The following is a 25040-nucleotide window of genomic DNA, read 5'->3' on the forward strand; positions in this document are numbered from 1 at the left end:
CCTACTCGAAGGAACCCGACATGACCGTCCTCGACGACCGGCGCACCGTGGCGCCCCCGGTTCGACAGCACGCGCCCCGCCGGCGCGACCGCAGCATCCGCGGATGGGTGCGCCGCGGCGGGCTCGTCACCCTGCTGTTCGCGCTGCCGATGATCCTCGTGTTCGCGATCTACAGCTGGTGGCCGATCCTGCAGTCGATCTGGATGAGCTTCCAGAAGACCAACCTGATCACCTACCAGTTCGTCGGGTTCGACAACTTCGTGAACGTGCTGAGCGATCCGCTGCTCGGGCGCGCGGTGCTCAACACCCTCTACTTCGCGCTGCTCGCCCTCGTCTTCGGCTTCCCGCTGCCGATCTTCATGGCGGTGCTGATGAGCGAGGTCAAGCGCATGAAGGGCCTGTACTCGGCCCTCGCCTACCTGCCCGTGATCGTGCCGCCGGTGGTCGCGGTGCTGCTGTGGAAGTTCTTCTACTCGGCGGCCCCGACGGGCGTGTTCAACACGATCATCGGCTGGTTCGGCATCCCGCCCCAGCCGTGGATCCAGGATGCGACCCAGGCGATGCCCTCGCTCGTGCTCGAGGCGACCTGGGCAGCGGCCGGCGGCTCGATCATCATCTACCTCGCGGCGCTGCTCGCGGTGCCGCCGGAGCTCTACGACGCGGCCGAGGTCGACGGCGCCTCCATCTGGCGCAAGATCTGGCACGTGACGCTGCCGCAGCTGCGCGGCGTGATCTTCGTGATGCTCATCCTGCAGATCATCGCGACCGCGCAGGTGTTCCTGGAGCCGTACCTCTTCACGGGCGGCGGGCCGAACAACGCGACCGTCACGGTGCTGCTGCTCATCTACCGCTACGCGTTCGAGAACAGCCTGGGCGGCAAGTACGGCGAGGCGACCGCGCTGTCGGTCATGCTCGCGCTCTTCCTCGCCGCCGCCTCGTTCCTGTACTTCAAGGCCACCGAGAAGTGGAGCACCAACTGATGACCACCCTCACGCGACTGCCGGGGCGCCCGAGCTTCCGCGCCCGCCGACGCCTGGAGGCCGCCTCCGAGCCGGATGTCGAGCGCGGCATCCTGTCGCCGCACGACCGCCGCCGCCGGCCGGTCAAGGTCGGGCAGGTGCTGTCGCACGTGCTGCTGCTCGGCGGGCTCGTGGTGGTCGGCCTCGGACCGCTGCTGTGGCTCGCCAAGGCGGCGATCTCGACGACGCAGGACACCATCCAGTACCCGCTGCAGTTCTGGCCGAGCGGCATCGACTGGGCGAACCTCGAGCAGGCCTGGGTCGACGTCGAGGTGGGCAAGTACTTCTTCAACACGATCGCCCTCGCCCTCGGCCAGCTCGTCGTGGGCCTCGTGATCGCCACGAGCGGCGCCTACGTGCTCGCGATCCTGCGGCCCGCCTACGCGCGGGTGCTGCAGGCGGCGGTGCTCGCGACGCTCTTCGTGCCGTCGGTCGTGCTGCTCGTGCCGCTGTTCATCACCGTCGCGAGGCCGCCGTTCGGGCCGAGTCTGCTCAACAACTACCTCGGGGTCTGGCTGCCGACGGCGGCGAACGCGTTCAACATCCTGATCGTGAAGCGGTTCTTCGACAGCCTGCCGCAGGAGGTGTTCGAGGCCGCGAAGACCGACGGCGCGGGCCCGGTGCGCGTGTTCTGGTCGATCGTGCTGCCGATGTCGCGGCCGATCCTCGGCGTGGTGTCGGTGTTCATCGTGATCGCCTCGCTGAAGGACTACCTCTGGCCGAAGCTCGTGCTCACGGATGCCGCCGTGCAGCCGCTCGGCGTGCGCCTGCCGAACATCCAGTCGCAGACCGAGCTCGACGTGACGCTCGCCTCGCTCGCGATCGCGACGATCATCCCCGTGGTGCTGTTCCTGCTGTTCCAGCGGCTCATCCTGCGGGGTGCCGGACTCGGCGGCGCCGTGAAGGGGTAGCGCCCGCGCCCTACGCTGGATCCATGCGGATGCGGGCGGCGGGGCTCGCGGCGACCGTCCTGGCCGCCGCGGCGCTCGCCGCCTGCGCCCCCTCGCCGGCGCCCGTCTCGGCCGCGCCGCCGCGCGCCTGGCAGCCGTCGGTCGCGCCCGCGGCCGTGGATCCGGATGCGACGTACGTCGAGGCCCGCCTCGCCGACATGACGACGCTGGAGCGCGCCGAGAGCGTCATCATGGTGCGCATCCCGAGCACCGATCCGGCGACGGCGCGGGCCGCGGTCGCGGCATCCGGGGTCGGCGGCGTGATCCTGCTCGGAAGCGACACGCGGTACTCGCCCGCCGTCTCGGCCGCGCTGACCGGGGCGCTCACGACGGACCCGGGGCTGCCGCCGCTCACCGCCGTCGACCAGGAGGGCGGCACGGTGGCGCGCCTCGACGACCCGGGTCCGAGCGCCCCCGCGCTCGGACGGATGCCGCCCGAGGCGACGCGTGCGGCGGTCGCCGACCGGGCGCGGCTGGTGGCATCCGGAGGCTTCGACGTGAACTTCGGCATCGTCGCGGATGCGACCGCCGATCCGGGCTCGTTCATCGCGCCGCGGGTGTTCGGGGGCGACCCCGCATCCGTGTCGGCGCGCGTGGCGCAGGCGGTCGCGGGGGAGCACGGCATCGTGTTCTCGACGCTCAAGCACTTCCCCGGCCACGGCGCGGTCGCGGGCGACTCCCACCAGCTCATCCCGTCGACCTCGATGAGCCTCGAGCAGTGGCGGGCGACGCAGGCGCCGCCGTTCGAGGCGGGCATCGCCGCGGGCGCGGAGCTCGTGATGGTGGGGCACCTGCGCTACACCGCGGTCGACCAGGCGCCCGCCTCGCTCTCGCCCGCCTGGTACCGCATCCTGCGGGAGGACCTCGGCTTCGACGGCGTCATCGTCACCGATTCGCTCAGCATGCTGCAGGCCGGCGGCGAGCCGGCGCTCGTGGATCCCGCCGCGAACGGGGCGGCGGCGCTCGCCGCGGGCGCCGACCTGCTGCTCTACGCCGGCCCGGTCGACCCGGCCGCCGTCGCGGCCCGCATCGCGCAGCAGGTCGCCGACGGCACGATCCCGGCCTCGCGCCTGGAGGACGCCGCCCGCCGGGTGCTCGAGCTGCGCCGCGCATCCGCCTCCTCCGACACCCCCTACGTGCGGTGTTCCGGGGCGTGTGCGGTGGCCGCGAGCTGACGCGGCTCCGGCCTCCCGGGTTGCGCGCGGCTCAGCCGACCTCGATCGGGGAGCCGAGGAAGCGCCCGTAGCGGCGCATCGCGGAGGCGAAACCGCGCTCGGTCGCGGCGGGCAGCGGCGCGAACGGCAGCGGGGTGGCCCGGACGGTTCGGCGGTTGCGGTCGCGCGTCCAGGTGCCGACGACCTCGCCGCGCGCGACGAGCGTCGGCAGGAACATGCCGTTGCCGCCCGGCACGATGCGGTCGGCGTGCTCGGGGGGCAGCGCGGCGGCCCGGTCGGCGTAGCCGAGCAGGTACTCGTCGAAGCCCGGCAGTGCGTGCACCCGGTCGGCGAGCGGTTCGAGCCCGGGCCGCATGAGGTACTCGACACCGTCGACCTCGAGCGCGTCGAGCCGGTCGCGCACGCGCGCGACGGCTGCGCGCACCGGCGTGAGGGGCAGTCCCGACCACCAGGCGAGGTCGGGCACGGATGCGGGGCCGTGGCCCGTGAAGTACCGCAGGGCGAGCTCGTCGAGGGCGGCGTCGGGGTCGAGTCGGCGCGGATGCGGCACGTGCTCGTCGAGCAGGGCGTACTCCGTGCGCCCCGAGAGCACGATGAGCCCGGTGTGCGCGAGGTTGCCGAGCAGGTGCGCGCCGCGCTGGCCCTCGGTGCCCACGCCGCCCGCGTGGAACGCCTCCAGCAGCTCCGCCCGATCGGCGCGTCCGCCGCCGCCCAGCCGTTCGCGCGCGATCGCGGCGGCGCGCGCGAAGTCGGCGTCGTCGAGCCCGAGCTGCCGGTGCCGGCCCGCGGCGCCGCGCACGGTGCGCTCGCCGGTGAGCGACAGCATCCATCCGAGATCCTCCGCGGCCACCAGGTGCAGGGTGCCGCGCAGCGGCCAGGAGCGCACGAGCGCTCCGGATGCGTGGGCCGCCTCGACGTCGGCCTCGGTCGCGGATGCGGTGCGCAGCCCCGCCGACCAGAGCACGCCGAGGTAGTCCTGCCCCTGGAGGGCGAGCATCGCGCGCACCGCCTCGACCGGGTCGGCCGCGCGAGGTTCGGCGATCCCCTGGGCGGCGAGGCGCAGACCCGTCAGGTGACGGCGGTCGCGGGCGGAGGGGCGGGTGGTCACCCGGCCAGTCTGCCGCGTGCCGCCGACGGGCTACTCGTCGAGCGCGAGCGTGGGCAGCTGCACGTCGGGCGCCGTGTCGACGACAGTGACCACCTCGACGTCCGCGTCGGCGGCCGGGGCGGTCGCCGCGGCGGGCGCCACCGCGAGGGCCGAGACGCCGAGCGCCGCGGCCGCTCCGGTCAGGGCCAGCAGCGCACCCCCGGCGAGCGCGGGGCGCGGGGCGAGCCGCCGCGCGCGGTGCAGCACCACGAGGGCGCTCACGACGGCGGTGAGGGCCGCCGCGGCGAGCGCGACGATCAGCAGGGTGAGCAGCCCGGGCATGCCGCGATCCTTCGGGTGGGATGGGCCGGTGGGGGAGCCGGCCCTGGGGGGTGGCTTCACGCTAGCAGTCCCCCGTCCGGGGGGCAACGGATCGCGGGCTACGCGCGGGGGGTCTCGAGCAGGCCGAGCGCGGTGAGCTGACCGGCCAGCTCCGCCCCGTCCACCCCGTACACCCACGGCGCCGCGCCCTCGTGGGTCTCGCGGGGCGAGCGCCCCCCGGAGAACACGGCCTCGCCGGGGGTGAGCTCGCGGATCGCGACCGCCGCGACGTTCCCGGGATGGGCGTCCGCGAACTCGCGATAGCGCTCCTCGTCGTGCTGGCCGTCGTCGCCGATGAGCAGCCAGCGCACGCCGGGGAACTCGGCGGCGAGCCGGGCCAGGCTCGCCTTCTTGTGCTCCTGTCCGCTGCGGAACCACCGGTCGGTCGTCGGACCCCAGTCGGTGAGGAGGAAGGTCCCCCGCGGGAAGAGGTGGCGCGACAGGAAGCGGTCGAGCGTGGTGACGATGTTCCAGGCGCCGGTCGAGAGGTAGATGACGGGGCTGCCCGGATGCGCCGCGGTGAGGCGGTCGTAGAGCACCGACATCCCCGGCACGGGGCGGCGGGCGTGCTCGTTGAGGACGAAGGTGTTCCAGGCGGCGAGCAGCGGATGCGGCAGCGCCGTCACCATCACGGTGTCGTCGACGTCCGACACCACCCCGAAGTCGACGTCCTCGTCGACGACGAAGACGGGGGCCTCGATCGCGTCCGACCCCTCGAGCGTCAGCAGCATCGAGCCCCAGCCGGCCGGGATGCGCGCCTCGACGCGGGAGTCGATCACCCCGCCGCGGTCGGCGTGGATGACGTGCTCCGATCCACCGGCCCGCACGTGGATCTCGGCGTCGCGCACCGGGATGCTCGTGAAGCTGCGCCACCCCCGGATGCTGGTGTACCGGTCGGGTGCGCGGCGGCCCGGGCGCACCAGCACGACGCGGCCGAGGACGCGCAGCCAGCCGTCGCCTCCGTACCCGGGGAACGGCACGATCGTGGGGACCAGCCCCCGGCGCCGACCGTTGCGCTCGCGGAGGCGATGGACGGCGTCCTCGATGCGCGCGGCGAGGTGCACACGGGGGCTCTCCGCGTCCGCGGACGAGGCCTCGGCGCGGGACTCCATGCTCCCCAGTGTGTCACGGCCGTTCCCAGCCCCGACCAAGGTGCAGTCGGGCTACAATCACCGCAACGACGGAGGAGTGACCTGTGCCCGACACCCTGGCCGCCGCTCGCGACATCCACGCGAGCCTGATCCGGAACGAGCCTATGCAGGCGCGCAGCACAGCGCGCCTCGCAGCCCTGCTCGACGCGGCCGCCGCCGTGGTCGACGAGATCGGCTACGAGCGCCTGACGACCGCGATGGTCGCCGACGGCGCGGGCGCGTCCATCGGCACGGTGTACCGCTACTTCCCCGATCGCATCGCGGTGCTGCAGAGCCTCGCCGCGCGCAACGAGGAGCGCATCATCCACCGCGTGACCGACGCGATGGCCGACCCGGCCCACGGGGACTGGCTCGACGCGCTCGCGGCCACCTTCGACGTGCTCGTGGCCTTCTTCCGCGAGGAGCCCGGCTTCGCCTCGCTCCGGCTCGGCGACGTGCTCGACCTGCGCCCGGCGGAGGGCACGCTCCGCAACGCGGTGATGTCCGACGCCATCTACGACGCCCTCATCGAACGCTTCGACCTCGACGACGACCCGCGCGTGCGCTTCGGCTTCCAGGTGGCGATCGAGGCCACCGACGCGCTCGTGTCCCGGGCGTTCGCCCGCGACCCGCAGGGCGACCCCCAGCTGCTCGAGGCCACCCGTCGCGCGGCGCGCGACATCCTCTCGGACTACCTCCCGATCCCGCGCCGCTGACCCGGCCCGGATGATCGTCCGGATCGCCCCCGATCGCGCGTCGTCGCGATCGGGGGCGATTCCTTAACGATCCGTCATCGGCCCGAGCCAGCGTCGGGGGCGCCCCATACGGTTGAGTGGTGGTGGAGTCGGCGCCCCCGCGTCGGCACGGAGGGGCGAGCATGATCGAGTTCCGTTCGGTGACGAAGAGATTCCCCGACGGCACCGTGGCGGTCGACGACTTCAGTCTCGTGATCCCGGCGCGCAAGACGACGGTGCTCGTCGGGTCGTCGGGCAGCGGCAAGACCACGCTGCTGCGCATGATCAACCGGATGGTCGACCCCACCTCGGGCGAGATCCTCATCGACGACGAGAGCGTGCACGACCGCGACCCCGTGAAACTGCGTCGCAGCATCGGCTACGTCATGCAGAACGGCGGGCTGCTGCCGCACCTGACCGTGATCGACAACGTCGCGACCGTCCCGGTGCTCACCGGGGTGCCGCGCCAGCGCGCGCGCGAGCAGGCGCTCGAACTCCTCGACACCGTCGGCCTCGACCGCTCCCTCGCGAAGCGCTACCCGAGCCAGCTCTCGGGCGGGCAGCAGCAGCGGGTCGGCGTCGCGCGCGGGCTCGCGGCCGATCCGAACATCCTGCTCATGGACGAGCCGTTCGGCGCCGTCGATCCGATCGTGCGGGCCGAGCTGCAGCAGGAGACGATCCGGCTGCAGCAGGAGCTCGACAAGACCGTGGTCTTCGTCACCCACGACATCGACGAGGCCTTCCTGCTGGGCGACCAGGTGGTGATCCTCGAGAAGGGTGCCCAGATCGCCCAGATCGGCTCGCCGTCCGAGATCACCGAGGCCCCCGCGAGCGAGTTCGTGGCCTCGTTCATCGGAACCGAACGTGGAACCCGTGCCCTGCACGCCAAGCGCACCGGCGCCGGCACGGTGCTCGTCGACGCCGCGGGTCGCACGCAGGGCGTGCTCGTCGAAGGCGACGCATGACCTGGGTGCTCGACAACCTCGACCTGATCGCGGCGCTCACGCTCGAGCACCTGCGGCAGTGCCTGTTGCCGATCCTGCTCGGTTTCGTGCTGGCGATCCCGCTCGGCTGGGTCGCGTTCCGCTTCCGACTCACGCGCGGGCTCGTGCTGACCGTGACCGGGCTGCTCTACACGATCCCGTCGCTCGCGCTGTTCGCGATCCTGCCGACGGTGCTCGGCATCCGCTTCCTCTCCGAGGCGAACCTCGTGATCGCGCTCACGATCTATGCCGTGGCGATCATGGCCCGCTCGATCTCGGATGCGCTGGGCTCGGTCGACCCCGCCGTGCGCCAGGCCGCGACGGCGGTGGGCTACGGTCCGTGGCGGCGGTTCTGGACGGTCGAGTTCCCGCTCGCGGGGCCGGTGATCCTCGCCGGGCTCCGCGTGGCCGCGGTGTCGACGATCGCGCTCGCGACGGTCGGCATCCTGATCGGCGTCGAGAACCTCGGCTACCTGTTCACGAACGGGTTGCAGCGGCGCATCATCCCCGAGGTGTTCGCCGGGGTGATCGCGGTGATGCTCGTGGCGCTCGTGATCGACGCGCTGCTGGTGCTGGCGGGGCGCCTGCTCATGCCCTGGGCGCCGCGACGCACCGCGGGTCGGCGCCGGCGCCTCGCCCTGCGTCTGGGGGAGGCGGCATGAACCTCTTCGCCGACGCCATCGCCTGGATCTTCGCGCCCGAGCGGCTCGAGGGCAGCGTGTCCCTTCCGCTCGCGATCGGCCAGCACCTCGCCTACACCTTCGTCTCGGTCGTCGTCGCCGCGCTCGTCGCCGTGCCGCTCGGCTGGGCGATCGGGCACACCGGTCGCGGTCGCGAGGTCGCCGTCGCGGTGTCGGGAGCCGCGCGTGCCGTGCCGTCGTTCGGGCTGCTCGTGCTCCTGGTGCTGATCTTCGGGGTGCTGCACAAGCCCGAGGCCGCGGTCGTCTCCTTCGTGCTGCTCGCGATCCCCTCGATCCTCGCCGGCGCCTACTCGGGGTTCGAGGCCATCGATCGACGGGTCATCGACGCGGGTCGCGCCATGGGCATGACCGAGTGGCAGATCCTGTGGCGCATCGAGGTGCCGCTCGGGCTGCCGCTGCTGATCGGCGGGTTGCGTTCCGCCACGCTGCAGGTCGTCGCCACCGTCACGATCGCCGCCTACATCAACCTCGGCGGCGTGGGTTACTTCATCATCCAGGGTGTGCCGCTGCGCGACTTCACCCAGATCCTGGGCGGCGCCCTCGTCGTGGTCGCCCTCGCCCTCGTGCTCGACGGGCTGTTCGCCGTGCTGCAGCACCTCGTCGTCCCGCGTGGAGTCTCCGCGGGACGCACCCCCGATGTCCGCGCGACGCCGACCCGGCGCCGCGCGGTGGTGGAACCTGCCACCGAATGAAGAGAAGAGAGAACGTGATGTTCACAGCACGGAACAAGGGCCGGCTCGCACTCGGTGCGGTCGTGGTTGGGGCGGCATTGGCCCTTTCAGGGTGTGCCTCCGGGGATCCCCTCGACTCGGGCGGCACGGATACCGGTTCGGGCAGCAGCGACACGATCGTCATCGGGTCGCAGGCGTACTACTCGAACGAGATCATCGCCGAGATCTACGCGCAGGCGCTCGAGAACGCCGGCTACACCGTCGAGCGCAACTTCAACATCGGTCAGCGCGACGCCTACCTCCCCTCGCTCGAGGACGGCACCATCGACCTGTTCCCGGAGTACACGGGCAACCTGCTGCAGTACTACGAGCCCGACACGACGGCGACCACCTCCGACGACGTCTACGCGGCCCTGAAGGACGCGCTGCCCGACGGCCTCACGGTGCTCGACCAGTCGCCCGCGACCGACCAGGACTCGTACAACGTCACCAAGGCTTTCGCCGACCAGTACGGCCTGACGAGCCTCGACGACCTCGCCTCGGTCGACGTCCCGCTCATCCTGGGCGGTGCACCCGAGCTCGAAGAGCGTCCGTACGGCCCGACGGGCCTCAAGAGCCTCTACGGCGTCGACGTGCAGTTCCAGGCGACGGGCGACACCACCGTGGAGGACCTGGTGGCCGGCACGGTCAACATCGCCAACGTCTACAGCGCAGACCCGCGCATCCAGACGGAGGACCTGGTGACCCTGGACGACCCGAAGGGCCTGTTCCTGGCATCCAACGTCGTGCCGCTCGTGAACGCCGACATCGCGGACGAGATCGCCGACATCATCAACGCGGTGAGCGCGAAGCTCACGCCCGCCGGCCTGATCGCCCTCAACGTGCGGTCCACCGTCGACCAGAAGTCGACGGATGCCATCGCCACACAGTGGCTGAACGGCCAGGGTCTGATCTGACCGCGGGTGGCCGGGAGTCGTCGCACGCGGCGGCTTCCGGCCACCTCACTCCTGGGAGTCGGTCTCGTCCTCGGCGGGGTGCGCCCAATGGCGCGCCTCCGCGCGTTCCAGCAGCTTCTTGCCGACGACCACGGCGATCAGGAACACCGCGATGATGCCCACGAACACGTATCCCGCCCAGTGCAGCTGCTGGGAGAGCTCGCGGTAGGAGCCTGCCGCGACCGCCCCCACGGTCACATAGGCGGCGGCCCACAGCACGCAGGCGGGCGCCGTCCATGCGAGGAACCGGCGGTAGCTCATCGGGCTCATCCCCACCGTGAGCGGCACGAGCGAGTGCAGCACCGGCAGGAACCGCGACACGAACACCGCGATCCCGCCGCGGCGGTCGACGTAGCGTTCGGCGCGATGCCAGTTGTGCTCGCCGATGCGGCGGCCGAGACGCGAGTGCCGGATCCGGGGTCCGAAGTAGCGGCCGAGGGCGAAACCCACCGACTCCCCGCCGAGGGCGCCGACCACCACCACGACGAGCAGCGCCACGTATTCGGCGGGGCTGCCGATGGCGGTGGCCGACACGATGACGATCGTGTCGCCGGGCACGACGAGGCCGACGAGCACCGAGGTCTCGAGGAACATCCCCACCCCGGCGAGCAGCGTGCGCAGCACCGGATCGACCGACTGCACGGCGTCGAGCAGCCAGGTGAGCGTGTCGGTGAACCAGTTCACGCCGCGCCGATCCCGCCGTCCGGCTCGGGGAGGGGGCGGCGCAGGGCGTCGAGGCGCAGCCGCCAACGCGACAGACGCCCCGGCTCCTCGGCGGTCGAGGCGGGGCCGCCCTGCCACGCCGTGACGATGCGGATGCCGTGCAGCGCGTTGAGCGCCCACACCTCGCGTCCGTCGAGCTCCTCGGGACGCACCCGCTGCTCGTCGATCGGGATCGAGAGCGCGGTGGCGAGGGCGACCACGGTGCGCTCGGTGATCGACGGGATGCGCGGCATCGTCCGGTCGGGAACGCACAGGGTGCCGCCGTCCCACCAGACGAGGCAGGTGGTCGACCCCTCGACGATGTGGCCGTCGTCGTCGACGATGACCGCCTCGTCGGCTCCGCGGCGCTGAGCCTCGGTGCGCAGTCTCACCATCGCGCCGAGGTCGGGGCCCTTCACGGTCGGCTGGGTGCGCGGGTCGCGACCGGTGTGGGTGGTCAGGATGAGCGAGCGCTGCAGCGCGGGCGCCTCGCGCAGCCGGAACAGCAGCTGCGGCATGCCGAGCTGCTCGCGCAGCTCCACCCTCGGGAACCACGCGCCGTGACGCGGGATGCCGGCGATGCTCGCGCTCCAGAACGATTCGAGGTCGAGATCGCGTGCCCGGGAGCGCGGGATCGAGGTGAGGAAGCGCTCGCGGTGCAGCTCGAGTCCGCGCACCGTGCCCTCCTCGACCAGCCAGGAGTCCGCCACCTCGACGATCGCGGGCGCGAGGTCGCAGTCGTCGCGGGGCACGAGCTCGCCGCCCTGCCACAGCGACGTCGTGGCCGCCGGTGCGGACGCGGGTGCGCTCATATCATCAGGCTATGCGTCTCCGGCTCCTGCGGCATCCGCTCGGCGACGGATTCGACGCCCGCGCGCTGTTCGCGACCCTGCACCCCGAGGGCGACGCGTTCTGGCTCGACTCGGGGCCGGGCGGCCGCGCGTTCCTCGGTACCGGGGAGCGCGTCGTGCCCGAGGCCGGCGAGGTGCTGCCGACCCTGCGGGCCGAGCTCGCCGCGCCGGCCGTCGACGAGCCGCTCGGCGGCGTTCCGCTGGGGGTCGTGGGGTGGCTCGGCTACGAGCTGCGCGGCGAGACGACGGGCGTGCCGGTCCGCGCGCGGGGTCCGCATCCGGATGCCGCGTTCCTGCGCGTCGACCGGCTGGTCGCGGTGGAGGCCGACGGCTCCGCCGCGCTCCTCGCGCTCGGCGGGTCGTGGGACCGCGAGCTGGGCGCGTGGCGCGATGCGGTGGTCGCCGCCACCCGTCGGTTGAGTAGCCGCGTCAGCGGCGTGTCGAAACCGACCGACACGGACGCGCGGATCTCGACACGCTCGGCTGCGCCGAGCTACTCGATCACCTGGCACGACACCCCCGACCGCTACCTCGCGAACATCGCCGCCTGTCAGCACGCGATCCACGAGGGCGACGCCTACCAGCTGTGCCTCACGACGGAGGCACGGGTCGCGGGGGCGTTCGATCCGCTCGCCGTCTTCGACGCGGTGCGCGCCTCCGGCGCCACCCACCACGGCGGCCTCGTGCGGATCGGCGGAACCGCCCTCGTGTCGGCTTCGCCCGAGCGCTTCCTCGAGATCGACGCGTCGGGGCTCGTGCGCACGAGCCCCATCAAGGGCACCCGCCCTCGCGACCCCCGCCCCGACGAGGACGCGCGCCTGCACGGCGAGCTCGTGGCGAGCGAGAAGGAGCGCGCCGAGAACCTCATGATCGTCGACCTCATGCGCAACGACCTCTCGCGGGTGTGCGAGCTCGGCTCGGTGGCGGTGACGCGGCTGCTCGAGGTGGAGTCGTACCAGCACGTGCACCAGCTCGTGTCGACGATCGAGGGCCGTCTGCTGCCCGGGATGGGCGCGGTGGATGCGGTGGCCGCCTGCTTCCCGGCGGGATCCATGACGGGCGCCCCGAAGCTGCGCGCGATCGAGGTGCTCGACGGCCTGGAGGCGCGGCCGCGCGGACCCTACGCGGGCGCGTTCGGCTATCTGGCCGCCGACGGCTCCGCCGACCTCGCGATGACCATCCGCACGATCGTGATCGACGCCGACGGCGCATCCGTGGGCACCGGGGGCGGCATCACCGCCCTCTCCGACCCCGACGCCGAGCTGGCCGAGGCGCGGCTGAAGGCCGCCGCGCTGCTCGGCGCCCTCGGCAGCGCCTAGGCTCGCTCCGTGGCTGCCGGCGCGACGATCTACACCTTCACCGTGAACCTGGCCGACGTCGACCGCGGCGTCTACGAGCAGCTCGAGCTGCGGGTGGCGCGCCATCCGTCCGAGACGGCGGAGTACATGGTCGCGCGCGTGCTCGCCTACTGTCTCGAGTACGAGGAGGGCATCGCCTTCGGCGGCGGCATCTCCGCGGTCGACGAGCCGGCCGTGCTCGTGCGCGACCTCACGGGTCTCATCCGCGCCTGGATCGAGGTGGGCGCCCCGGATGCCGAGCGCCTGCACGCGGGCAGCAAGCAGGCCGACCGCACCGTGATCTACACCCACCGCGACCCGGCGAAGCTGCTGCCGCAGTGGGCGGGCAAGAAGATCCACCGGGCCGACGAGATCGTGCTGCACAGCTTCGATCCGGGCTTCGTCGACGAGGTCGCCGGGCGCATCGGCCGCCGCACCGAGCTGAGCCTCTCCGTCACCGAGCACCAGCTCTACCTCGAGCTCGACGGCACGACCCTCACCTCGGCCGTGCACGACCACCCGCTCGCCTGACCGCGGGCACACCGAACACCTCCGGAACGTTGACTACTCTGTAAAGGTTGCAATCCCGAGAGGCAGAGCGTCAGTGACCCAGCACGAGCAGACCGACGAGCACGGATACGACTTCCGTCGCATCCAGGAGCACTGGCTCCCGATCTGGGACGAGCTGAAGCCGTTCTCGACCTCGGACCCGGCCGACAAGCGCCCCCGCAAGTACGTGCTCGACATGTTCCCCTACCCCTCGGGCGACCTGCACATGGGTCACGCCGAGGCGTACGCGCTCGGCGACATCATCGCCCGCTACTGGCGCCTCCAGGGCTTCAACGTGCTGCACCCGATCGGCTGGGACTCGTTCGGGCTGCCGGCCGAGGGCGCGGCGATCAAGCGCGGCATCGACCCGCGCGAGTGGACCTACGACAACATCGCCCAGCAGCGCTCCTCGATGCGCCGCTACGCGACGAGCTTCGACTGGGACCGGGTCATCCACACCTCCGACCCCGAGTACTACAAGTGGAACCAGTGGCTGTTCCTCAAGCTCTACGAGAAGGGCCTCGCCTACCGCAAGGCGAGCTGGGTCAACTGGTGCCCCTTCGACCAGACGGTGCTCGCCAACGAGCAGGTCGTCGACGGGCGCTGCGAGCGCTGCGACAACGTCGTCACCAAGAAGAAGCTCACCCAGTGGTACTTCAAGATCACCGACTACGCCGACCGGCTGCTCGACGACCTGAACCAGCTCGAGGGCAGCTGGCCGTCGAAGGTCATCGCGATGCAGCGCAACTGGATCGGGCGGTCCACCGGGGCCGACGTCGACTTCGTCATCGAGGGGCATGACGAGAAGGTCACCGTCTTCACGACGCGGCCCGACACGCTGTTCGGCGCCACCTTCATGGTCGTCGCCCCCGACTCGGAGCTCGCCGCCGAGCTCGCGGCCGGCTCCACCCCCGAGGTGCAGGAGGCCTTCGCGGCCTACCTCGCCCAGGTGCAGAAGTCGACCGAGATCGAGCGTCAGGACACCACGCGCGAGAAGACCGGCATCCCGCTGGAGCGCTACGCGATCAACCCGGTGAACGGCGACCGCATCCCCGTGTGGACGGCCGACTACGTGCTGGCCGACTACGGGCACGGCGCCGTCATGGCGGTGCCCGCCCACGACCAGCGCGACCTCGACTTCGCGCGGAAGTTCGAGCTGCCGATCCGGATCGTGCTCGACGTGACGGCGCCCATCACCGGCGCGATCCCCGTCATCACGCCCGAGATGCTCGAGAACCCGGATGCCGTGCGCGACCTCGCGTCGATGGATCCGGCCGTCACGGGCGAGGCGCTCGCGGGCGACGGCCGCATGATCAACTCGGGCCCGCTCGACGGCCTGTCGAAGCAGAACGCCATCCGCCGGGTCATCGAACTGCTCGAGGAGGCCGGAACGGGGCGCGCCGCGAAGACCTACCGGCTGCGCGACTGGCTGATCTCGCGTCAGCGCTACTGGGGTACGCCCATCCCGATCCTGCACGCCGAGGACGGCCGCGAGATCCCGGTCGACGAGTCGGCCCTGCCGGTCGCGCTGCCGGCATCCGCTGGGCTCGACCTGCAGCCGAAGGGCACCTCGCCGCTCGGCGGCGCCGAGGACTGGGTGAACGTGACCCTGCCCGACGGCACCGCGGCGCGCCGCGACCCCGACACGATGGACACCTTCGTCGACAGCTCGTGGTACTTCCTGCGGTTCCTGTCGCCGAACGACGACGCCCAGGCGTTCGACGTGAAGGAGGCCGACAAGTGGGCCCCCGTCGACCAGTACGTCGGCGGTGTGACCCACGCGATCCTGCACCTGCTCTACGCGCGCTTCATCACCAAGGTGCTGTTCGACCTCGGCTACGTGGGCTTCACGGAGCCGTTCTCGGCGCTGCTCAACCAGGGCATGGTGCTGATGGACGGCTCGGCGATGTCGAAGAGCCGCGGCAACCTCGTGCGCCTCTCCGACCAGCTCGACGAGTTCGGCGTCGACGCCGTGCGTCTCACGATGGCCTTCGCGGGCCCGCCGGAGGACGACATCGACTGGGCCGACGTGTCGCCCTCGGGCTCGGCGAAGTTCCTCGCGCGCGCGTGGCGCGTCGCGGGCGACGTGGCCTCCGAGCCGGGTGTGGCCTTCGGCTCGGGCGACACGGCGCTGCGGCGTCAGACCCACCGGCTGCTCGCGGATGCGCCGGGGCTCGTCGAGTCGTTCAAGTTCAACGTCCTCGTGGCCCGGCTCATGGAGCACGTGAACGTGGTGCGCAAGGCCATCGACGCGGGCGTCGGCGGGGCGGATCCCGCCGTGCGCGAGGCGGCCGAGGCGCTCGCGATACTGCTCTCGCTGTTCTCGCCCTACACCGCCGAGGACATGTGGGCGACGCTCGGCCACGCGCCGACGGTGGCGCTGCAGGCGCTGCCGAAGCCCGACCCGCGACTGCTCGTCGAGGAGTCGGTGACCTCGATCGTGCAGGTCGACGGCAAGGTGCGCGACCGGCTCGAGGTGTCCCCGACGATCGACTCCGCCGAGCTCGAGGCGCTCGCCCGCGCCTCGGCGGCCGTGCAGCGCGCGGTCGGCGAGCGCGAGATCGTGAACGTCATCGTGCGGGCTCCTCGCGTCGTCAACATCGCGACCCGCGGCTGAGCTCTCCACCAGCCCGACTCCCGCCCGGGCAGGCGTCACTTCGCGCCTCCTAGCCTTCCCGGGTGAGCGTCGACCCCGACCCCGGCACCTCCCGCGCCCGGGTGCGTCGTGGGGTCGGGGCGGCGCTCATCGTGCTGCTCGCGGGCGCGGCGATCGCGGTGTTCGTGACCGTCGTGACCCCCCACGGCGTCACCCGCGAGGTGCTGGCGAGCGCGACGCCCGCGGCGGATGAGCTGGTCGCTGGCGGAGGCGATGGTGCGCCCCTCTTCGTGCACGTGCTCGGGCAGGTCACCCACCCCGGGCTCTACGAGCTGCGCGAGGGTGACCGCGTCGTCGACGCCGTCGCGGCGGCCGGTGGCCTCACGGATGCCGCGGACCCGGCGGGCGTCAACCTGGCCCGGCTGCTGAGCGACGGCGAGCAGCTGCGGGTGCCCGCGGTCGGCGAGGTGCCGCCTGCGGCAGCGGGCACCGCATCCGACGGGCGGGTCGACCTCAACACGGCCGATGCGGCGACCCTCGACACCCTGCCGCGCATCGGTCCGGCGATGGCGCAGCGCATCATCGACTGGCGCGAGGCGAACGGCCCGATCACCTCGGTCGACGACCTGCTGGCGGTCAGCGGGATCGGCGAGAAGACCGTCGACGCGCTGCGACCGCTCGTGGTGCCGTGAGCGTCGCGGCGGTCGTCGACACCGTGCGCGTGGCGCGAAGTGGGCCGCGAGCGGCGGAGCTGCGGCTCGTGCCGGCGGCGATCGGAGCCTGGGCGGCCGGGGGAGTGCTCATCGGGTGCGCGCCGGATGCGCCGCTCGGCGTCGCCGCCGCGGCGCTCTGGGCGGCCGCGGCGCTCGCGGTGGCGATCGGGCTGCGCGTGCACGTGCCCGCCGCCGTGGTGCTCGCCCTCACCGCCGCCGCACTCGTCGCGACCATCGTCGCGGTGCGCACCCCCGACCGGGTTCCGCCCGCCTTCGCCGAGGTCGCCGGTCCGGTCGAGCTGGCGTTCGTCGTCGACGGGCAGCAGGTGGACGGGCACGTCACGGCGACCGCCGCCCTCGCGGGCCGGCCCGAGGCGGGATCGACATCCGTGCTCCTGTTCCTCGACCAGCCCGCCGCGACCCGGATCGGCGAGACCTGGACGGCGACCGCCCGCCTGCGACCCGTCGATCCGGGAGACGAGGAGGCCTTCCTCGCGTTCGCGGAGGGTGCGGCGGTGCGGGTGTCGGGCCCTGCGCCGGCGCTCGGCGGTGCGGCGGCACTGCGCGAGGGGCTCGTCGCGATGAGCGAGACGCTGCCGGGGCAGGGCGCGCGACTGCTGCCGGGTCTCGCCGTCGGCGACACCTCTCGCGTCGGCGCGTCGCTCGACGCCGCGATGAAGACCGCATCCCTCAGTCACCTGACCGCGGTGTCGGGGGCCAACTGCGCCGTCGTCGTGGGGGCCGTGTTCGCCCTGGGTGCGCTGCTCGGACTGCCGCGCGCGGGGCGCGTGGCGGTCGCGCTCGCCGCGCTCGCGGGGTTCGTGGTGCTCGTCACCCCCGAGCCCAGCGTGCTGCGCGCGGCCGTCATGGGGGCGATCGTGCTGCTGGCGCTCGCCCTCGGGCGTCCGACGCGGGGTGTACCCGCCCTGTGCCTCGCGATCGTCCTGCTGGTGGTGATCGACCCGTGGACGGCGCGGTCCTACGGCTTCGCCCTCTCGGTGCTGGCGACAGCGGGGCTGCTGCTGCTCGCCGGGCCTCTCGCGGCCGTGCTCGCGCGGCGCATGCCGGCACCGCTCGCACTCGTGATCGCCGTGCCGGTCGCGGCGCAACTCGCCTGCCAACCGGTGCTGCTGCTCCTCACCCCGACGCTGCCCGTCTGGGGCGTGCCCGCCAACATCCTGGCCGGGCCCGCCGCCCCGGCCGCGACCGTGCTCGGCCTCGTCGCGTGCCTGCTCGCACCCCTCGCACCGCCGCTCGCCCAGGCCGTCGCGAGCATCGCGTGGGTACCCGCCTCGTGGGTGGCCGCCGTGGCCACCTCCGTCGCGGCGCTCCCCGGGGCGCGGATGCCGTGGCCGGCGGGAGCGGTCGGCGTCGTGGCGCTGGTGCTGGTGAGCGGCGTGCTGCTCGTCGCGGTGCTGGGTCGGCCGGGGTCCCGGCGTCGCCGCGCCGCGGCGGCCCTCGTGAGCGTCGCGATGCTCGGCTACCTCGGTGCCACGGCCGGCATCCGGGTGGTGGCGCTCGCGAGCCGTCCCGCCGACTGGCAGTACGCCATGTGCGACGTCGGGCAGGGCGACGCGACGGTCATCCGCTCGGGCGACGCGGTGGCGCTCGTCGATACCGGGCCGGAGCCCGCGCCCCTGGCTGCATGCCTCGACGAGCTCGGCATCGGCCGCATCGACCTGCTCGTGCTGACCCACTACGACCACGATCACGTGGGCGGCACGGATGCCGTGCTCGGCCGGGTCGGGCTGGCGCTCGTCGGCCCGGTCGGCGACCCGGGCGACACCCGGCTGCGCGAGCGGCTGCGCGACGGCGGCGCCGAGGTCGTCGCGGCGGAGGACGGCCTCTCGGGTGCGCTGGGAGCGCTCGACTGGCGCGTGCTCTGGCCGCCGCCGAGCGGTGTCGAGCCGGGGAACCCGGCGAGCGTGACGCTGCTCGTGACCCCGGGGGCGGGGTGCGGCGCGTGCCTGAGCGGGCTGCTGCTCGGCGACCTCGGCGAGGAATCGCAGCGCCGACTGCTCGGGCGCGCGCATCCGCCGCACGTCGAGGTGCTGAAGGTCGCCCACCACGGCTCGGCCGACTTCAGCACCGAGCTCTATGCGCACGCGGCGGCGTCGGTCGGTCTCATCGGCGTGGGTGCCGACAACAGCTACGGGCATCCGACGGAGCAGGCGCTCGACTCCCTCGCGGCATCCGGAACCGCGGGCCTGCGCACCGACACCGACGGGATGATCCTGGTGGCACCGCCGGCAGGTGCCGGCGAGCCGCCTCGGGTCTGGACCGAGCGCTGATCCCGCACCGACCGTCGCACGCGCTCCCTAGACTGAAGCCATGGCGGTGCGCGCGGCGACGAAGGGGGCGAAGACCACCATTCCGCAGCTGGACTGGCACCGCGTCGAGCCGGCGCCCGTCGTGCTCGTCACCGGCCCCGAGGAGCTTCTCGCCGAGCGCGCGATCCGCGCCATCCGCGAGAAGCTGCGCGCCGCGGACCCGAGCCTCGAAGTCTCCGACATCGACGCGGGGCAGTACGCCCCGGGGGAGCTGCTGACCCTCGCGAGTCCGTCGCTCTTCGCCGAACCGCGACTCATCCGGGTGAGCCAGGTCGAGAAGTGCACGGATGCGTTCCTCGAGGAGACCCTCGCGTATCTCGAGGCGCCCGCCGACGACACCGTGCTCGTGCTGCGGCACGGGGGAGGGGTGCGCGGCAAGAAGCTGCTCGATGCGATCCGCGCGGGTTCCGGGGGTGGCGTCGAGGTGGTGTGCGCTGAGCTGAAGCGCGAGGGCGACAAGATCGACTTCGCCGCCGCCGAGTTCCGCACGGCGCAGCGCAAGGCCACCCCGGGCGCGGTTCGCGCGCTCGTGTCGGCGTTCACCGACGATCTCGCCGAGCTCGCCGCGGCGTGCCGTCAGCTGGTCTCGGACACCGACGGCGACATCACCGAGGCGGTCGTCGATCGGTACTACGCGGGCCGCACCGAGGTCACCGCCTTCGCGGTCGCGGATGCGGCGATCGCCGGGCGTCCGGGCGAGGCGCTCGGGCTCATGCGGCACGCGCTCGCGTCCGGGTCCGACCCGGTGCCGATGGTGGCGGCGTTCGCCATGAAGATCCGCACGATGGCCAAGCTCGCCGGGGCGCGCGGTTCGTCGAACGACCTCGCCCGCCAGTTCGGCCTGCAGTCGTGGCAGGTCGACCGCGCCCGCCGCGACCTCCAGGGCTGGACCGACGAGGGGCTCGCCCGCGCCATCGAGGCGCTCGCCGACGCCGACGCGCAGGTGAAGGGCGCCGGCCGCGACCCGGTCTACGCGCTCGAGCGCATGATCGCCGTCATCGCCGCCCGCGGCGCTGCCGCCTGATCCGTAGCCCTCCGGTATCCGAACCCCGGTGTCCGAACCCCCGCGTCCTCGGCATCCGGGGTCCTCGGCATCCCGAATCAAGGAGTTCAGCAACCCGAATCAAGGGGTCTGCGTGACTGCTGTGGCGGATGTGGCGGACGGGGGCCGATTTCAGGACTCGGTCCTTGAGTTGGGTTGCCGAGTTCCTTGATTTGGGAGACGGCGACACCGACGTGGGAGACGGCGGCACGGAGGCGGGAGGCGGCGGCACCCGGAAGACGGAACGGGCCCCGCACCGTGAGGTGCGGGGCCCGTTCGACGCTGTGGCGGCTCAGAGAGCGGCGACCTGCTTCGAGATCGCCGACTTGCGGTTGGCGGCCTGGTTCTTGTGGATGACGCCCTTGCTCACAGCCTTGTCGAGCTTCTTGCCGGCCTTGGTGAGGGCGGCCTCGGCGGCGGCCTTGTCGCCCGCGGCGATGGCCTCGCGCGTGGCGCGCACGGCGGTCTTGAGCTCGCTCTTGACGGCCTTGTTGCGCTCCTGCGCCTTCTTGTTGGTGGTGATGCGCTTGATCTGCGACTTGATGTTCGCCATGGATGTGTCTTTCGTTCAGGAACGGATGGTGTGTGCCGTCTGCGGTAGAGGGGCGCATCCCGGCGAATCGCGTGTTGTGGGGCACGCGGAAACCAAGGGTCAACGTTACCAGGCCGAGGGGGAGCGCGCCAATGCGGTGCCCGGCCACCGTCCGCGTCCGGGGATGCCCGCCCGCCGCATCCGGGGGTTCGCCGGATACCGCGGCCCCCGCCGGGCGCCGAGGCTGGGTGCATGACCGATACGACCTCCACCCCCGCCGTCGACGAGCCGACCGCCGCCGCCGAGCAGCCGCCCGCCGCGACCCCCGAGAACCCCTACGCGGCCCCCCGCGCGGCGTCGCCGACCACCGCCACCAACGCCTTCAGCATCGCGAGCCTGGTGCTCGGCATCGCCGCGATCCCGACCGGATGGTGGATCGCGTCCGTCGTCGCGATCGTCTTCGGCTTCATCGCCCGTTCGCGCGAGCCGCAGGCGCGCACCATGTCGACCTGGGGCATCGTGCTCGGCTTCGTCGGCGCGTTCGGCTGGCTCGTGCTCGCGATCCTCGGCCTCGCTCTCGCCGCGCCGTTCGCGCTCTGGGGCGCGGCGATCGGCTGGGGCCCCGACTTCCTGGGCTTCTAGACCCCGCTACCGACCCGACGGCTCCCGCAGGAACACGGCGGGGCCGTCGGGTTCGAGCGCGTGCCGGATGCGGTCCGCGAACTCCGCCCGCATCTGCGGAAGGGCCCCGAGCGCGAACCAGGCGACCTCGAGCGCTTCGCCGTCGACCGGCGCGGGGTCGCCCGAGACGTACCGGCAGCGGAAGGTGAGGTCGAGGTACTGGGCGCGGTCGCCGTTGTCGTAGACGACCGGTTCGGTGACCCAGGTCGACGACAGGCGCTCCACCTCGATCTCGACGCCCGCCTCCTCTGCCGCCTCCCGCGCCGCGGCGACCGCCGGCTCCTCGCCCGGATCGACGATCCCCGTGATGGGCGCCCACTCGCCCGTGTCGGAGCGGCGGATCAACAGCATCCGGTCGCCGTCGAGCACCACGGCCGTCGCGCCGGTGAGCCAGAGCGGGGTGGTGCCGATGTGCTGGCGCAGCTCGCGTACGAAGTCGGGGATGGGCACGCAACGAGCCTACGCATGACGAAGGGGGCGGACCGTCCGGTCCGCCCCCTTCGTGCAGGCTGTCAGTCCTCGATGCGGCGGCGCATGCGCGCGCTGGCGACGAGGGCTCCCGCGCCGAGCAGCAGCGCGACGGCGCCGCCGATCAGGTACGGGGTGGTGTTCGCGCCGGTGTCCGCGAGGGCGGGCGCGGCGGGGATGACCGCCGCGGCCACGACGAGGTTCTCGAGCTCGGGCAGCACGTCTCCGTCCCAGAGCACGTCGTCATCGTCGAGGTAGTAGCAGTAGGTACCGATCGGGAGCGGCTCGTCGAAGATCACCGTCACCGAGAAGGTGCCGTCGGGTCCCGCCACGCCGCTGCCGTCGTAGGAGTTGGCGGGCGAGTCGTCCTCGCTGTCGCAGACGAATACGTCGATGTAGATCTGCGCTCCCGGGAACCATCCCGATCCGGTGAAGACGAGGCCGGTGGTGCTGGTCTGCTCGGGGGTGACCGGGTTCGGGGTGACCGACCGCGTGGGGATCGGCGTGAACACGCTCAGGTCGTCGAACACGTCGACCGAGTAGATCGAGACGGTGGTGTCGGGGTTGACCCAGAGGCCGTAGGCGAGCAGCTCGGGGGTCTCGCCCTGCATCAGCGCGGCCACGAACTCGTCGAGGGTCGCGGTGTCGTTGGCGGCGTACAGCGTCGCGCCGGCCCCGTCGGTGATCGCACCGGAGGTGATCCACGTCGCGGTCCGGTCGGTGGTGCCCGTGCTGGCGGGACGCAGCGTGGTGAACTCCGCGTCGGTCTCGCCGAAGATCGGCAGCTGGAACACCCAGTCGCTGCTCGAGGCGTGGATCACGGCGCCGTCGATGGCGCTCGCGAAGTCCTCGGCGTTGCTGATGAGGCGCGACTCGTTGTTGAGGATCTGCAGCGCGTCGCCCGCGCCCGCGTCGATGTCGAGGCCGGTGGCGCTCGAGGAGGCCGACGCCGACGTCCACGACGACCCCAGCTCCCCGAAGAACCAGTCGTTCGCGGGGTACCCCGCGCCCGTCTCGGTGCCGAAGTCGGCCGTCGTGTAGAACACGGCGTCGCCGATGGGCGTCGAGGCGCTGGCGGCGCCCGCGAGTGCGAAGGTCGAGAAGCCCACGAGGGCGGTGGTGGCCAGGGCGGCCAGGGTCTTCTTCATCGGGTGGTCTCCGGCGGTGGTCGGGCGATGTACCCTCCGACGCTATCGGGTGTCCCCCGTTGATCCGGAGTCGTGAGCGATCATCCGTACCCCCAGTGCGGGGGCTGGACGGATCGGTCCACCCGCTCGCACGAGCGGAGCCCGCGCGCATGGGAGAATCGTCCGGATATGTCACCCCGCGCCCTGAAGCCCCTGCCGCCTGCTGCGACCGATCCCGCGCGCATCCGGAATTTCTGCATCATCGCGCACATCGACCACGGCAAGTCGACGCTCGCCGACCGGATGCTGCAGATCACCGGCGTGGTCAGCGACCGCGACATGCGCGCCCAGTACCTCGACCGCATGGACATCGAGCGCGAGCGCGGCATCACGATCAAGAGCCAGGCCGTGCGGATGCCGTGGCAGGTCGCCGGCGACACCTTCGCCCTCAACATGATCGACACCCCGGGGCACGTCGACTTCACCTACGAGGTCAGCCGCTCGCTCGCCGCGTGCGAGGGCGCGATCCTGCTGGTGGACGCCGCGCAGGGCATCGAGGCTCAGACGCTCGCGAACCTGTACCTGGCGCTCGAGAACGACCTCGAGATCATCCCGGTGCTCAACAAGATCGACCTGCCGGCGGCCGACCCCGACAAGTACGCGCGCGAGCTCGCGCAGCTGATCGGCGGCGACCCGGACGACGTGCTGCGCGTGTCGGGCAAGACCGGCATGGGCGTCGAGGAGCTGCTCGACCGGGTCGTCGAGCGCATCCCGGCGCCGGTCGGCGTCAAGGACGCGCCGGCGCGCGCGATGATCTTCGACTCCGTCTACGACTCCTACCGCGGCGTCGTCACCTACGTGCGCATGGTCGACGGGCAGCTGAACCCGCGCGAACGCATCCAGATGATGTCGACGAGGGCCACCCACGACATCCTCGAGATCGGGGTGTCGTCGCCCGAGCCCTCGCCGTCGAAGGGCCTCGGCGTGGGCGAGGTGGGTTACCTCATCACGGGTGTGAAGGACGTGCGCCAGTCGAAGGTCGGCGACACGGTCACGAGCGCCGCGAAGCCGGCCACCCAGGCGCTGCCGGGCTACACCGACCCGCTGCCGATGGTGTTCTCGGGCATCTACCCGATCGACGGCAGCGACTACCCCGACCTGCGCGAGGCGCTCGACAAGCTGAAGCTGTCGGATGCGGCCCTGCAGTACGAGCCCGAGACCTCGGTGGCGCTCGGCTTCGGCTTCCGCTGCGGCTTCCTCGGCCTGCTGCACCTCGAGATCATCACCGAGCGCCTGCGCCGCGAGTTCGACCTCGACCTCATCACCACGGCGCCCTCCGTGCCGTACCAGGTGACCACGGAGGACAAGAAGACGGTCACGGTGACGAACCCGTCCGAGTACCCGACGGGCGCGAAGATCGCCGAGGTGCTCGAGCCGATCGTGAACGCCTCGATCCTCGCGCCGAAGGACTACGTGGGCGCCATCATGGAGCTCTGCCAGCAGCGCCGCGGCACCATGAAGTCGATGGACTACCTCGGTGAGGACCGGGTGGAGCTGAAGTACACCCTCCCGCTCGGCGAGATCGTGTTCGATTTCTTCGACCAGCTGAAGTCGAAGACGCAGGGCTACGCATCGCTCGACTACGAACCGGCGGGCGAGGCGCCCGGCGACCTCGTGAAGGTCGACATCCTGCTGCAGGGCGAGACGGTCGACGCGTTCAGCGCGATCGTGCACAAGGACAAGGCCTACGCCTACGGCACGATGATGGCGACGCGCCTGCGTGAGCTCATCCCGCGCCAGCAGTTCGAGGTGCCCATCCAGGCGGCGATCGGCGCCCGCATCATCGCCCGCGAGAACATCCGTGCGATGCGCAAGGACGTGCTCGCCAAGTGCTACGGCGGCGACATCACCCGCAAGCGCAAGCTGCTCGAGAAGCAGAAGGAGGGCAAGAAGCGCATGAAGATGGTCGGCCGCGTCGAGGTGCCCCAGGAGGCGTTCATCGCCGCGCTGTCGGGCGACGTCGAGGCGAAGAAGGACAAGAAGTAGCTAACGTCATCCGCATGAGAAGCGGGGCGCAAGCGCAGACTGTGGTCGGTCCCGAGGTCTACCGCTTTCCTGGTTCTCTTCATCGTTCTCTCGATCGTCGGGGCGTTCCTCCTGACGGGGGCTTGGTTCAGTGGTCGAGGTGACGCGGGAACTCTTCTCGGTCTGGGGTTCATCATCGTTGGGCCACTTGGAGCCATCGCGGCGACCGTTGAACTCATCCGCTCGGCCCTCAGCGCCGAC

General features: G+C 72.1%; 24 protein-coding genes. 16 read left to right on the forward strand and 8 right to left on the reverse strand.

The features are described from left to right. Nucleotides 1–20: 20 nt before the first annotated feature. From NUH29_RS06605 to NUH29_RS06615, 3 genes are read left to right on the forward strand one after another with little or no spacing between them, the layout of a single operon-like run. Nucleotides 21–980 carry a carbohydrate ABC transporter permease gene (locus NUH29_RS06605; RefSeq protein WP_258798235.1) on the forward strand — a complete coding sequence of 320 codons (960 nt, stop codon included), beginning with the start codon at nucleotides 21–23 and terminating at the stop codon, nucleotides 978–980. Further along, a complete protein-coding gene (locus tag NUH29_RS06610; protein ID WP_258798236.1) occupies nucleotides 980–1930 on the forward strand; it encodes a carbohydrate ABC transporter permease in 951 nt (316 codons plus the stop codon). Before NUH29_RS06605 ends, NUH29_RS06610 begins: the two co-directional genes overlap by 1 nt. Before the next feature lie 23 nt (nucleotides 1931–1953). Continuing rightward, nucleotides 1954–3144: a glycoside hydrolase family 3 N-terminal domain-containing protein gene (locus NUH29_RS06615; RefSeq protein ID WP_258798237.1), complete on the forward strand. Its 1191-nt coding sequence runs from the start codon at nucleotides 1954–1956 to the stop codon at nucleotides 3142–3144. A gap of 31 nt (nucleotides 3145–3175) precedes the next feature. On the opposite strand, the gene NUH29_RS06620 is transcribed toward NUH29_RS06615, so the two are convergent. From NUH29_RS06620 to NUH29_RS06630, 3 genes are all read right to left on the reverse strand, one after another. Next, nucleotides 3176–4252 (reverse strand): winged helix DNA-binding domain-containing protein, encoded by a 1077-nt coding sequence (locus NUH29_RS06620; RefSeq protein WP_258798238.1) that lies wholly within the window; start codon nucleotides 4250–4252, stop codon nucleotides 3176–3178. 30 nt (nucleotides 4253–4282) lie between these two features. After that, nucleotides 4283–4573: a hypothetical protein gene (locus tag NUH29_RS06625; protein WP_258798239.1), complete on the reverse strand. Its 291-nt coding sequence runs from the start codon at nucleotides 4571–4573 to the stop codon at nucleotides 4283–4285. A gap of 98 nt (nucleotides 4574–4671) precedes the next feature. Further along, nucleotides 4672–5724 carry an App1 family protein phosphatidate phosphatase gene (locus NUH29_RS06630; RefSeq protein WP_258798240.1) on the reverse strand — a complete coding sequence of 351 codons (1053 nt, stop codon included), beginning with the start codon at nucleotides 5722–5724 and terminating at the stop codon, nucleotides 4672–4674. A gap of 83 nt (nucleotides 5725–5807) precedes the next feature. Here NUH29_RS06630 and NUH29_RS06635 point away from each other — a divergent pair, with 83 nt between their 5' ends. The 5 genes from NUH29_RS06635 to NUH29_RS06655 all read left to right on the forward strand — a co-directional run bounded on the left by NUH29_RS06635 (nucleotide 5808) and on the right by NUH29_RS06655 (nucleotide 9787). Next, nucleotides 5808–6458 carry a TetR/AcrR family transcriptional regulator gene (locus NUH29_RS06635; RefSeq protein WP_258798241.1) on the forward strand — a complete coding sequence of 217 codons (651 nt, stop codon included), beginning with the start codon at nucleotides 5808–5810 and terminating at the stop codon, nucleotides 6456–6458. A 161-nt stretch (nucleotides 6459–6619) separates the two neighbouring features. Then, complete coding sequence (locus tag NUH29_RS06640) at nucleotides 6620–7441, forward strand: ABC transporter ATP-binding protein (RefSeq protein ID WP_258798242.1); 822 nt, start codon at nucleotides 6620–6622, stop codon at nucleotides 7439–7441. Next, on the forward strand, nucleotides 7438–8121 hold the full coding sequence (locus NUH29_RS06645) for an ABC transporter permease (protein ID WP_258798243.1): 684 nt from the start codon (nucleotides 7438–7440) through the stop codon (nucleotides 8119–8121). Before NUH29_RS06640 ends, NUH29_RS06645 begins: the two co-directional genes overlap by 4 nt. Further along, on the forward strand, nucleotides 8118–8852 hold the full coding sequence (locus tag NUH29_RS06650; protein ID WP_258798244.1) for an ABC transporter permease: 735 nt from the start codon (nucleotides 8118–8120) through the stop codon (nucleotides 8850–8852). The genes NUH29_RS06645 and NUH29_RS06650 overlap by 4 nt, the downstream gene beginning before the upstream one ends. Before the next feature lie 17 nt (nucleotides 8853–8869). Further along, nucleotides 8870–9787: a glycine betaine ABC transporter substrate-binding protein gene (locus tag NUH29_RS06655; protein WP_258798245.1), complete on the forward strand. Its 918-nt coding sequence runs from the start codon at nucleotides 8870–8872 to the stop codon at nucleotides 9785–9787. Between the two features lie 45 nt (nucleotides 9788–9832). Here the strand turns inward: NUH29_RS06655 and NUH29_RS06660 are convergent, their stop codons facing one another. Together NUH29_RS06660 and NUH29_RS06665 are read right to left on the reverse strand one after the other, a co-directional pair. Continuing rightward, entirely contained in the window at nucleotides 9833–10510 is a 678-nt protein-coding gene (locus NUH29_RS06660; protein ID WP_258798246.1) for a DedA family protein, read from the reverse strand. Next, nucleotides 10507–11340, reverse strand: coding sequence for an aminotransferase class IV (locus tag NUH29_RS06665; RefSeq protein ID WP_258798248.1), 834 nt, complete (start codon nucleotides 11338–11340; stop codon nucleotides 10507–10509). The genes NUH29_RS06660 and NUH29_RS06665 overlap by 4 nt, the downstream gene beginning before the upstream one ends. An 11-nt stretch (nucleotides 11341–11351) precedes the next feature. On the opposite strand from NUH29_RS06665, the gene NUH29_RS06670 reads away from it, so the two are divergent. The 6 genes from NUH29_RS06670 to holA all read left to right on the forward strand — a co-directional run bounded on the left by NUH29_RS06670 (nucleotide 11352) and on the right by holA (nucleotide 19928). Next, nucleotides 11352–12698 (forward strand): anthranilate synthase component I family protein, encoded by a 1347-nt coding sequence (locus NUH29_RS06670; RefSeq protein WP_258798249.1) that lies wholly within the window; start codon nucleotides 11352–11354, stop codon nucleotides 12696–12698. Between the two features lie 9 nt (nucleotides 12699–12707). Next, the gene (locus tag NUH29_RS06675; protein WP_258798250.1) at nucleotides 12708–13247 is read left to right on the forward strand and encodes a YaeQ family protein; all 540 of its coding nucleotides are present in this window, start codon (nucleotides 12708–12710) and stop codon (nucleotides 13245–13247) included. A 73-nt stretch (nucleotides 13248–13320) separates the two neighbouring features. After that, nucleotides 13321–15882 (forward strand): leucine--tRNA ligase, encoded by a 2562-nt coding sequence (gene leuS / locus NUH29_RS06680; RefSeq protein ID WP_258798251.1) that lies wholly within the window; start codon nucleotides 13321–13323, stop codon nucleotides 15880–15882. 62 nt (nucleotides 15883–15944) lie between these two features. After that, a complete protein-coding gene (locus NUH29_RS06685; protein WP_258798252.1) occupies nucleotides 15945–16553 on the forward strand; it encodes a ComEA family DNA-binding protein in 609 nt (202 codons plus the stop codon). Beyond that, nucleotides 16550–18865 carry a ComEC/Rec2 family competence protein gene (locus tag NUH29_RS06690; protein ID WP_258798253.1) on the forward strand — a complete coding sequence of 772 codons (2316 nt, stop codon included), beginning with the start codon at nucleotides 16550–16552 and terminating at the stop codon, nucleotides 18863–18865. The genes NUH29_RS06685 and NUH29_RS06690 overlap by 4 nt, the downstream gene beginning before the upstream one ends. Nucleotides 18866–18905: 40 nt before the next feature. Then, nucleotides 18906–19928, forward strand: a complete 1023-nt coding sequence (gene holA / locus NUH29_RS06695; RefSeq protein WP_258798254.1) for a DNA polymerase III subunit delta — start codon at nucleotides 18906–18908, stop codon at nucleotides 19926–19928. A gap of 310 nt (nucleotides 19929–20238) precedes the next feature. Here holA and rpsT read toward each other — a convergent pair whose 3' ends face one another. Further along, on the reverse strand, nucleotides 20239–20499 hold the full coding sequence (gene rpsT / locus NUH29_RS06700) for a 30S ribosomal protein S20 (protein WP_258798255.1): 261 nt from the start codon (nucleotides 20497–20499) through the stop codon (nucleotides 20239–20241). Nucleotides 20500–20730: 231 nt separating this feature from the next. On the opposite strand from rpsT, the gene NUH29_RS06705 reads away from it, so the two are divergent. Next, nucleotides 20731–21120 carry a DUF4190 domain-containing protein gene (locus tag NUH29_RS06705; protein WP_258798256.1) on the forward strand — a complete coding sequence of 130 codons (390 nt, stop codon included), beginning with the start codon at nucleotides 20731–20733 and terminating at the stop codon, nucleotides 21118–21120. A 6-nt stretch (nucleotides 21121–21126) separates the two neighbouring features. Here the strand turns inward: NUH29_RS06705 and NUH29_RS06710 are convergent, their stop codons facing one another. After that, nucleotides 21127–21609, reverse strand: a complete 483-nt coding sequence (locus tag NUH29_RS06710; protein WP_258798257.1) for an NUDIX domain-containing protein — start codon at nucleotides 21607–21609, stop codon at nucleotides 21127–21129. A gap of 62 nt (nucleotides 21610–21671) precedes the next feature. Beyond that, nucleotides 21672–22775, reverse strand: a complete 1104-nt coding sequence (locus NUH29_RS06715) for a hypothetical protein (RefSeq protein WP_258798258.1) — start codon at nucleotides 22773–22775, stop codon at nucleotides 21672–21674. 168 nt (nucleotides 22776–22943) lie between these two features. Between NUH29_RS06715 and lepA the strand changes: the two genes are divergently transcribed. Further along, nucleotides 22944–24800, forward strand: coding sequence for a translation elongation factor 4 (lepA, locus tag NUH29_RS06720; RefSeq protein ID WP_258798260.1), 1857 nt, complete (start codon nucleotides 22944–22946; stop codon nucleotides 24798–24800). Nucleotides 24801–25040 lie beyond the last annotated feature (240 nt).

Source organism: Protaetiibacter mangrovi (assembly GCF_024752305.1).
GTDB classification, from domain to species: Bacteria; Actinomycetota; Actinomycetes; order Actinomycetales; family Microbacteriaceae; genus Homoserinibacter; species Homoserinibacter mangrovi.

Bases quoted from the DNA above. Each gene is read 5' to 3' on its own strand.
- NUH29_RS06605 (WP_258798235.1), top strand. From the start codon at position 21: ATGACCGTCCTCGACGACCGGCGCACCGTGGCGCCCCCGGTTCGACAG.
- NUH29_RS06610 (WP_258798236.1), top strand. From the start codon at position 980: ATGACCACCCTCACGCGACTGCCGGGGCGCCCGAGCTTCCGCGCCCGC.
- NUH29_RS06615 (WP_258798237.1), top strand. From the start codon at position 1,954: ATGCGGATGCGGGCGGCGGGGCTCGCGGCGACCGTCCTGGCCGCCGCG.
- NUH29_RS06625 (WP_258798239.1), bottom strand. From the start codon at position 4,573: ATGCCCGGGCTGCTCACCCTGCTGATCGTCGCGCTCGCCGCGGCGGCC.
- NUH29_RS06630 (WP_258798240.1), bottom strand. From the start codon at position 5,724: ATGGAGTCCCGCGCCGAGGCCTCGTCCGCGGACGCGGAGAGCCCCCGT.
- NUH29_RS06640 (WP_258798242.1), top strand. From the start codon at position 6,620: ATGATCGAGTTCCGTTCGGTGACGAAGAGATTCCCCGACGGCACCGTG.
- NUH29_RS06645 (WP_258798243.1), top strand. From the start codon at position 7,438: ATGACCTGGGTGCTCGACAACCTCGACCTGATCGCGGCGCTCACGCTC.
- NUH29_RS06650 (WP_258798244.1), top strand. From the start codon at position 8,118: ATGAACCTCTTCGCCGACGCCATCGCCTGGATCTTCGCGCCCGAGCGG.
- NUH29_RS06655 (WP_258798245.1), top strand. From the start codon at position 8,870: ATGTTCACAGCACGGAACAAGGGCCGGCTCGCACTCGGTGCGGTCGTG.
- NUH29_RS06665 (WP_258798248.1), bottom strand. From the start codon at position 11,340: ATGAGCGCACCCGCGTCCGCACCGGCGGCCACGACGTCGCTGTGGCAG.
- NUH29_RS06670 (WP_258798249.1), top strand. From the start codon at position 11,352: ATGCGTCTCCGGCTCCTGCGGCATCCGCTCGGCGACGGATTCGACGCC.
- holA (WP_258798254.1), top strand. From the start codon at position 18,906: ATGGCGGTGCGCGCGGCGACGAAGGGGGCGAAGACCACCATTCCGCAG.
- rpsT (WP_258798255.1), bottom strand. From the start codon at position 20,499: ATGGCGAACATCAAGTCGCAGATCAAGCGCATCACCACCAACAAGAAG.
- NUH29_RS06705 (WP_258798256.1), top strand. From the start codon at position 20,731: ATGACCGATACGACCTCCACCCCCGCCGTCGACGAGCCGACCGCCGCC.
- NUH29_RS06715 (WP_258798258.1), bottom strand. From the start codon at position 22,775: ATGAAGAAGACCCTGGCCGCCCTGGCCACCACCGCCCTCGTGGGCTTC.
- lepA (WP_258798260.1), top strand. From the start codon at position 22,944: ATGTCACCCCGCGCCCTGAAGCCCCTGCCGCCTGCTGCGACCGATCCC.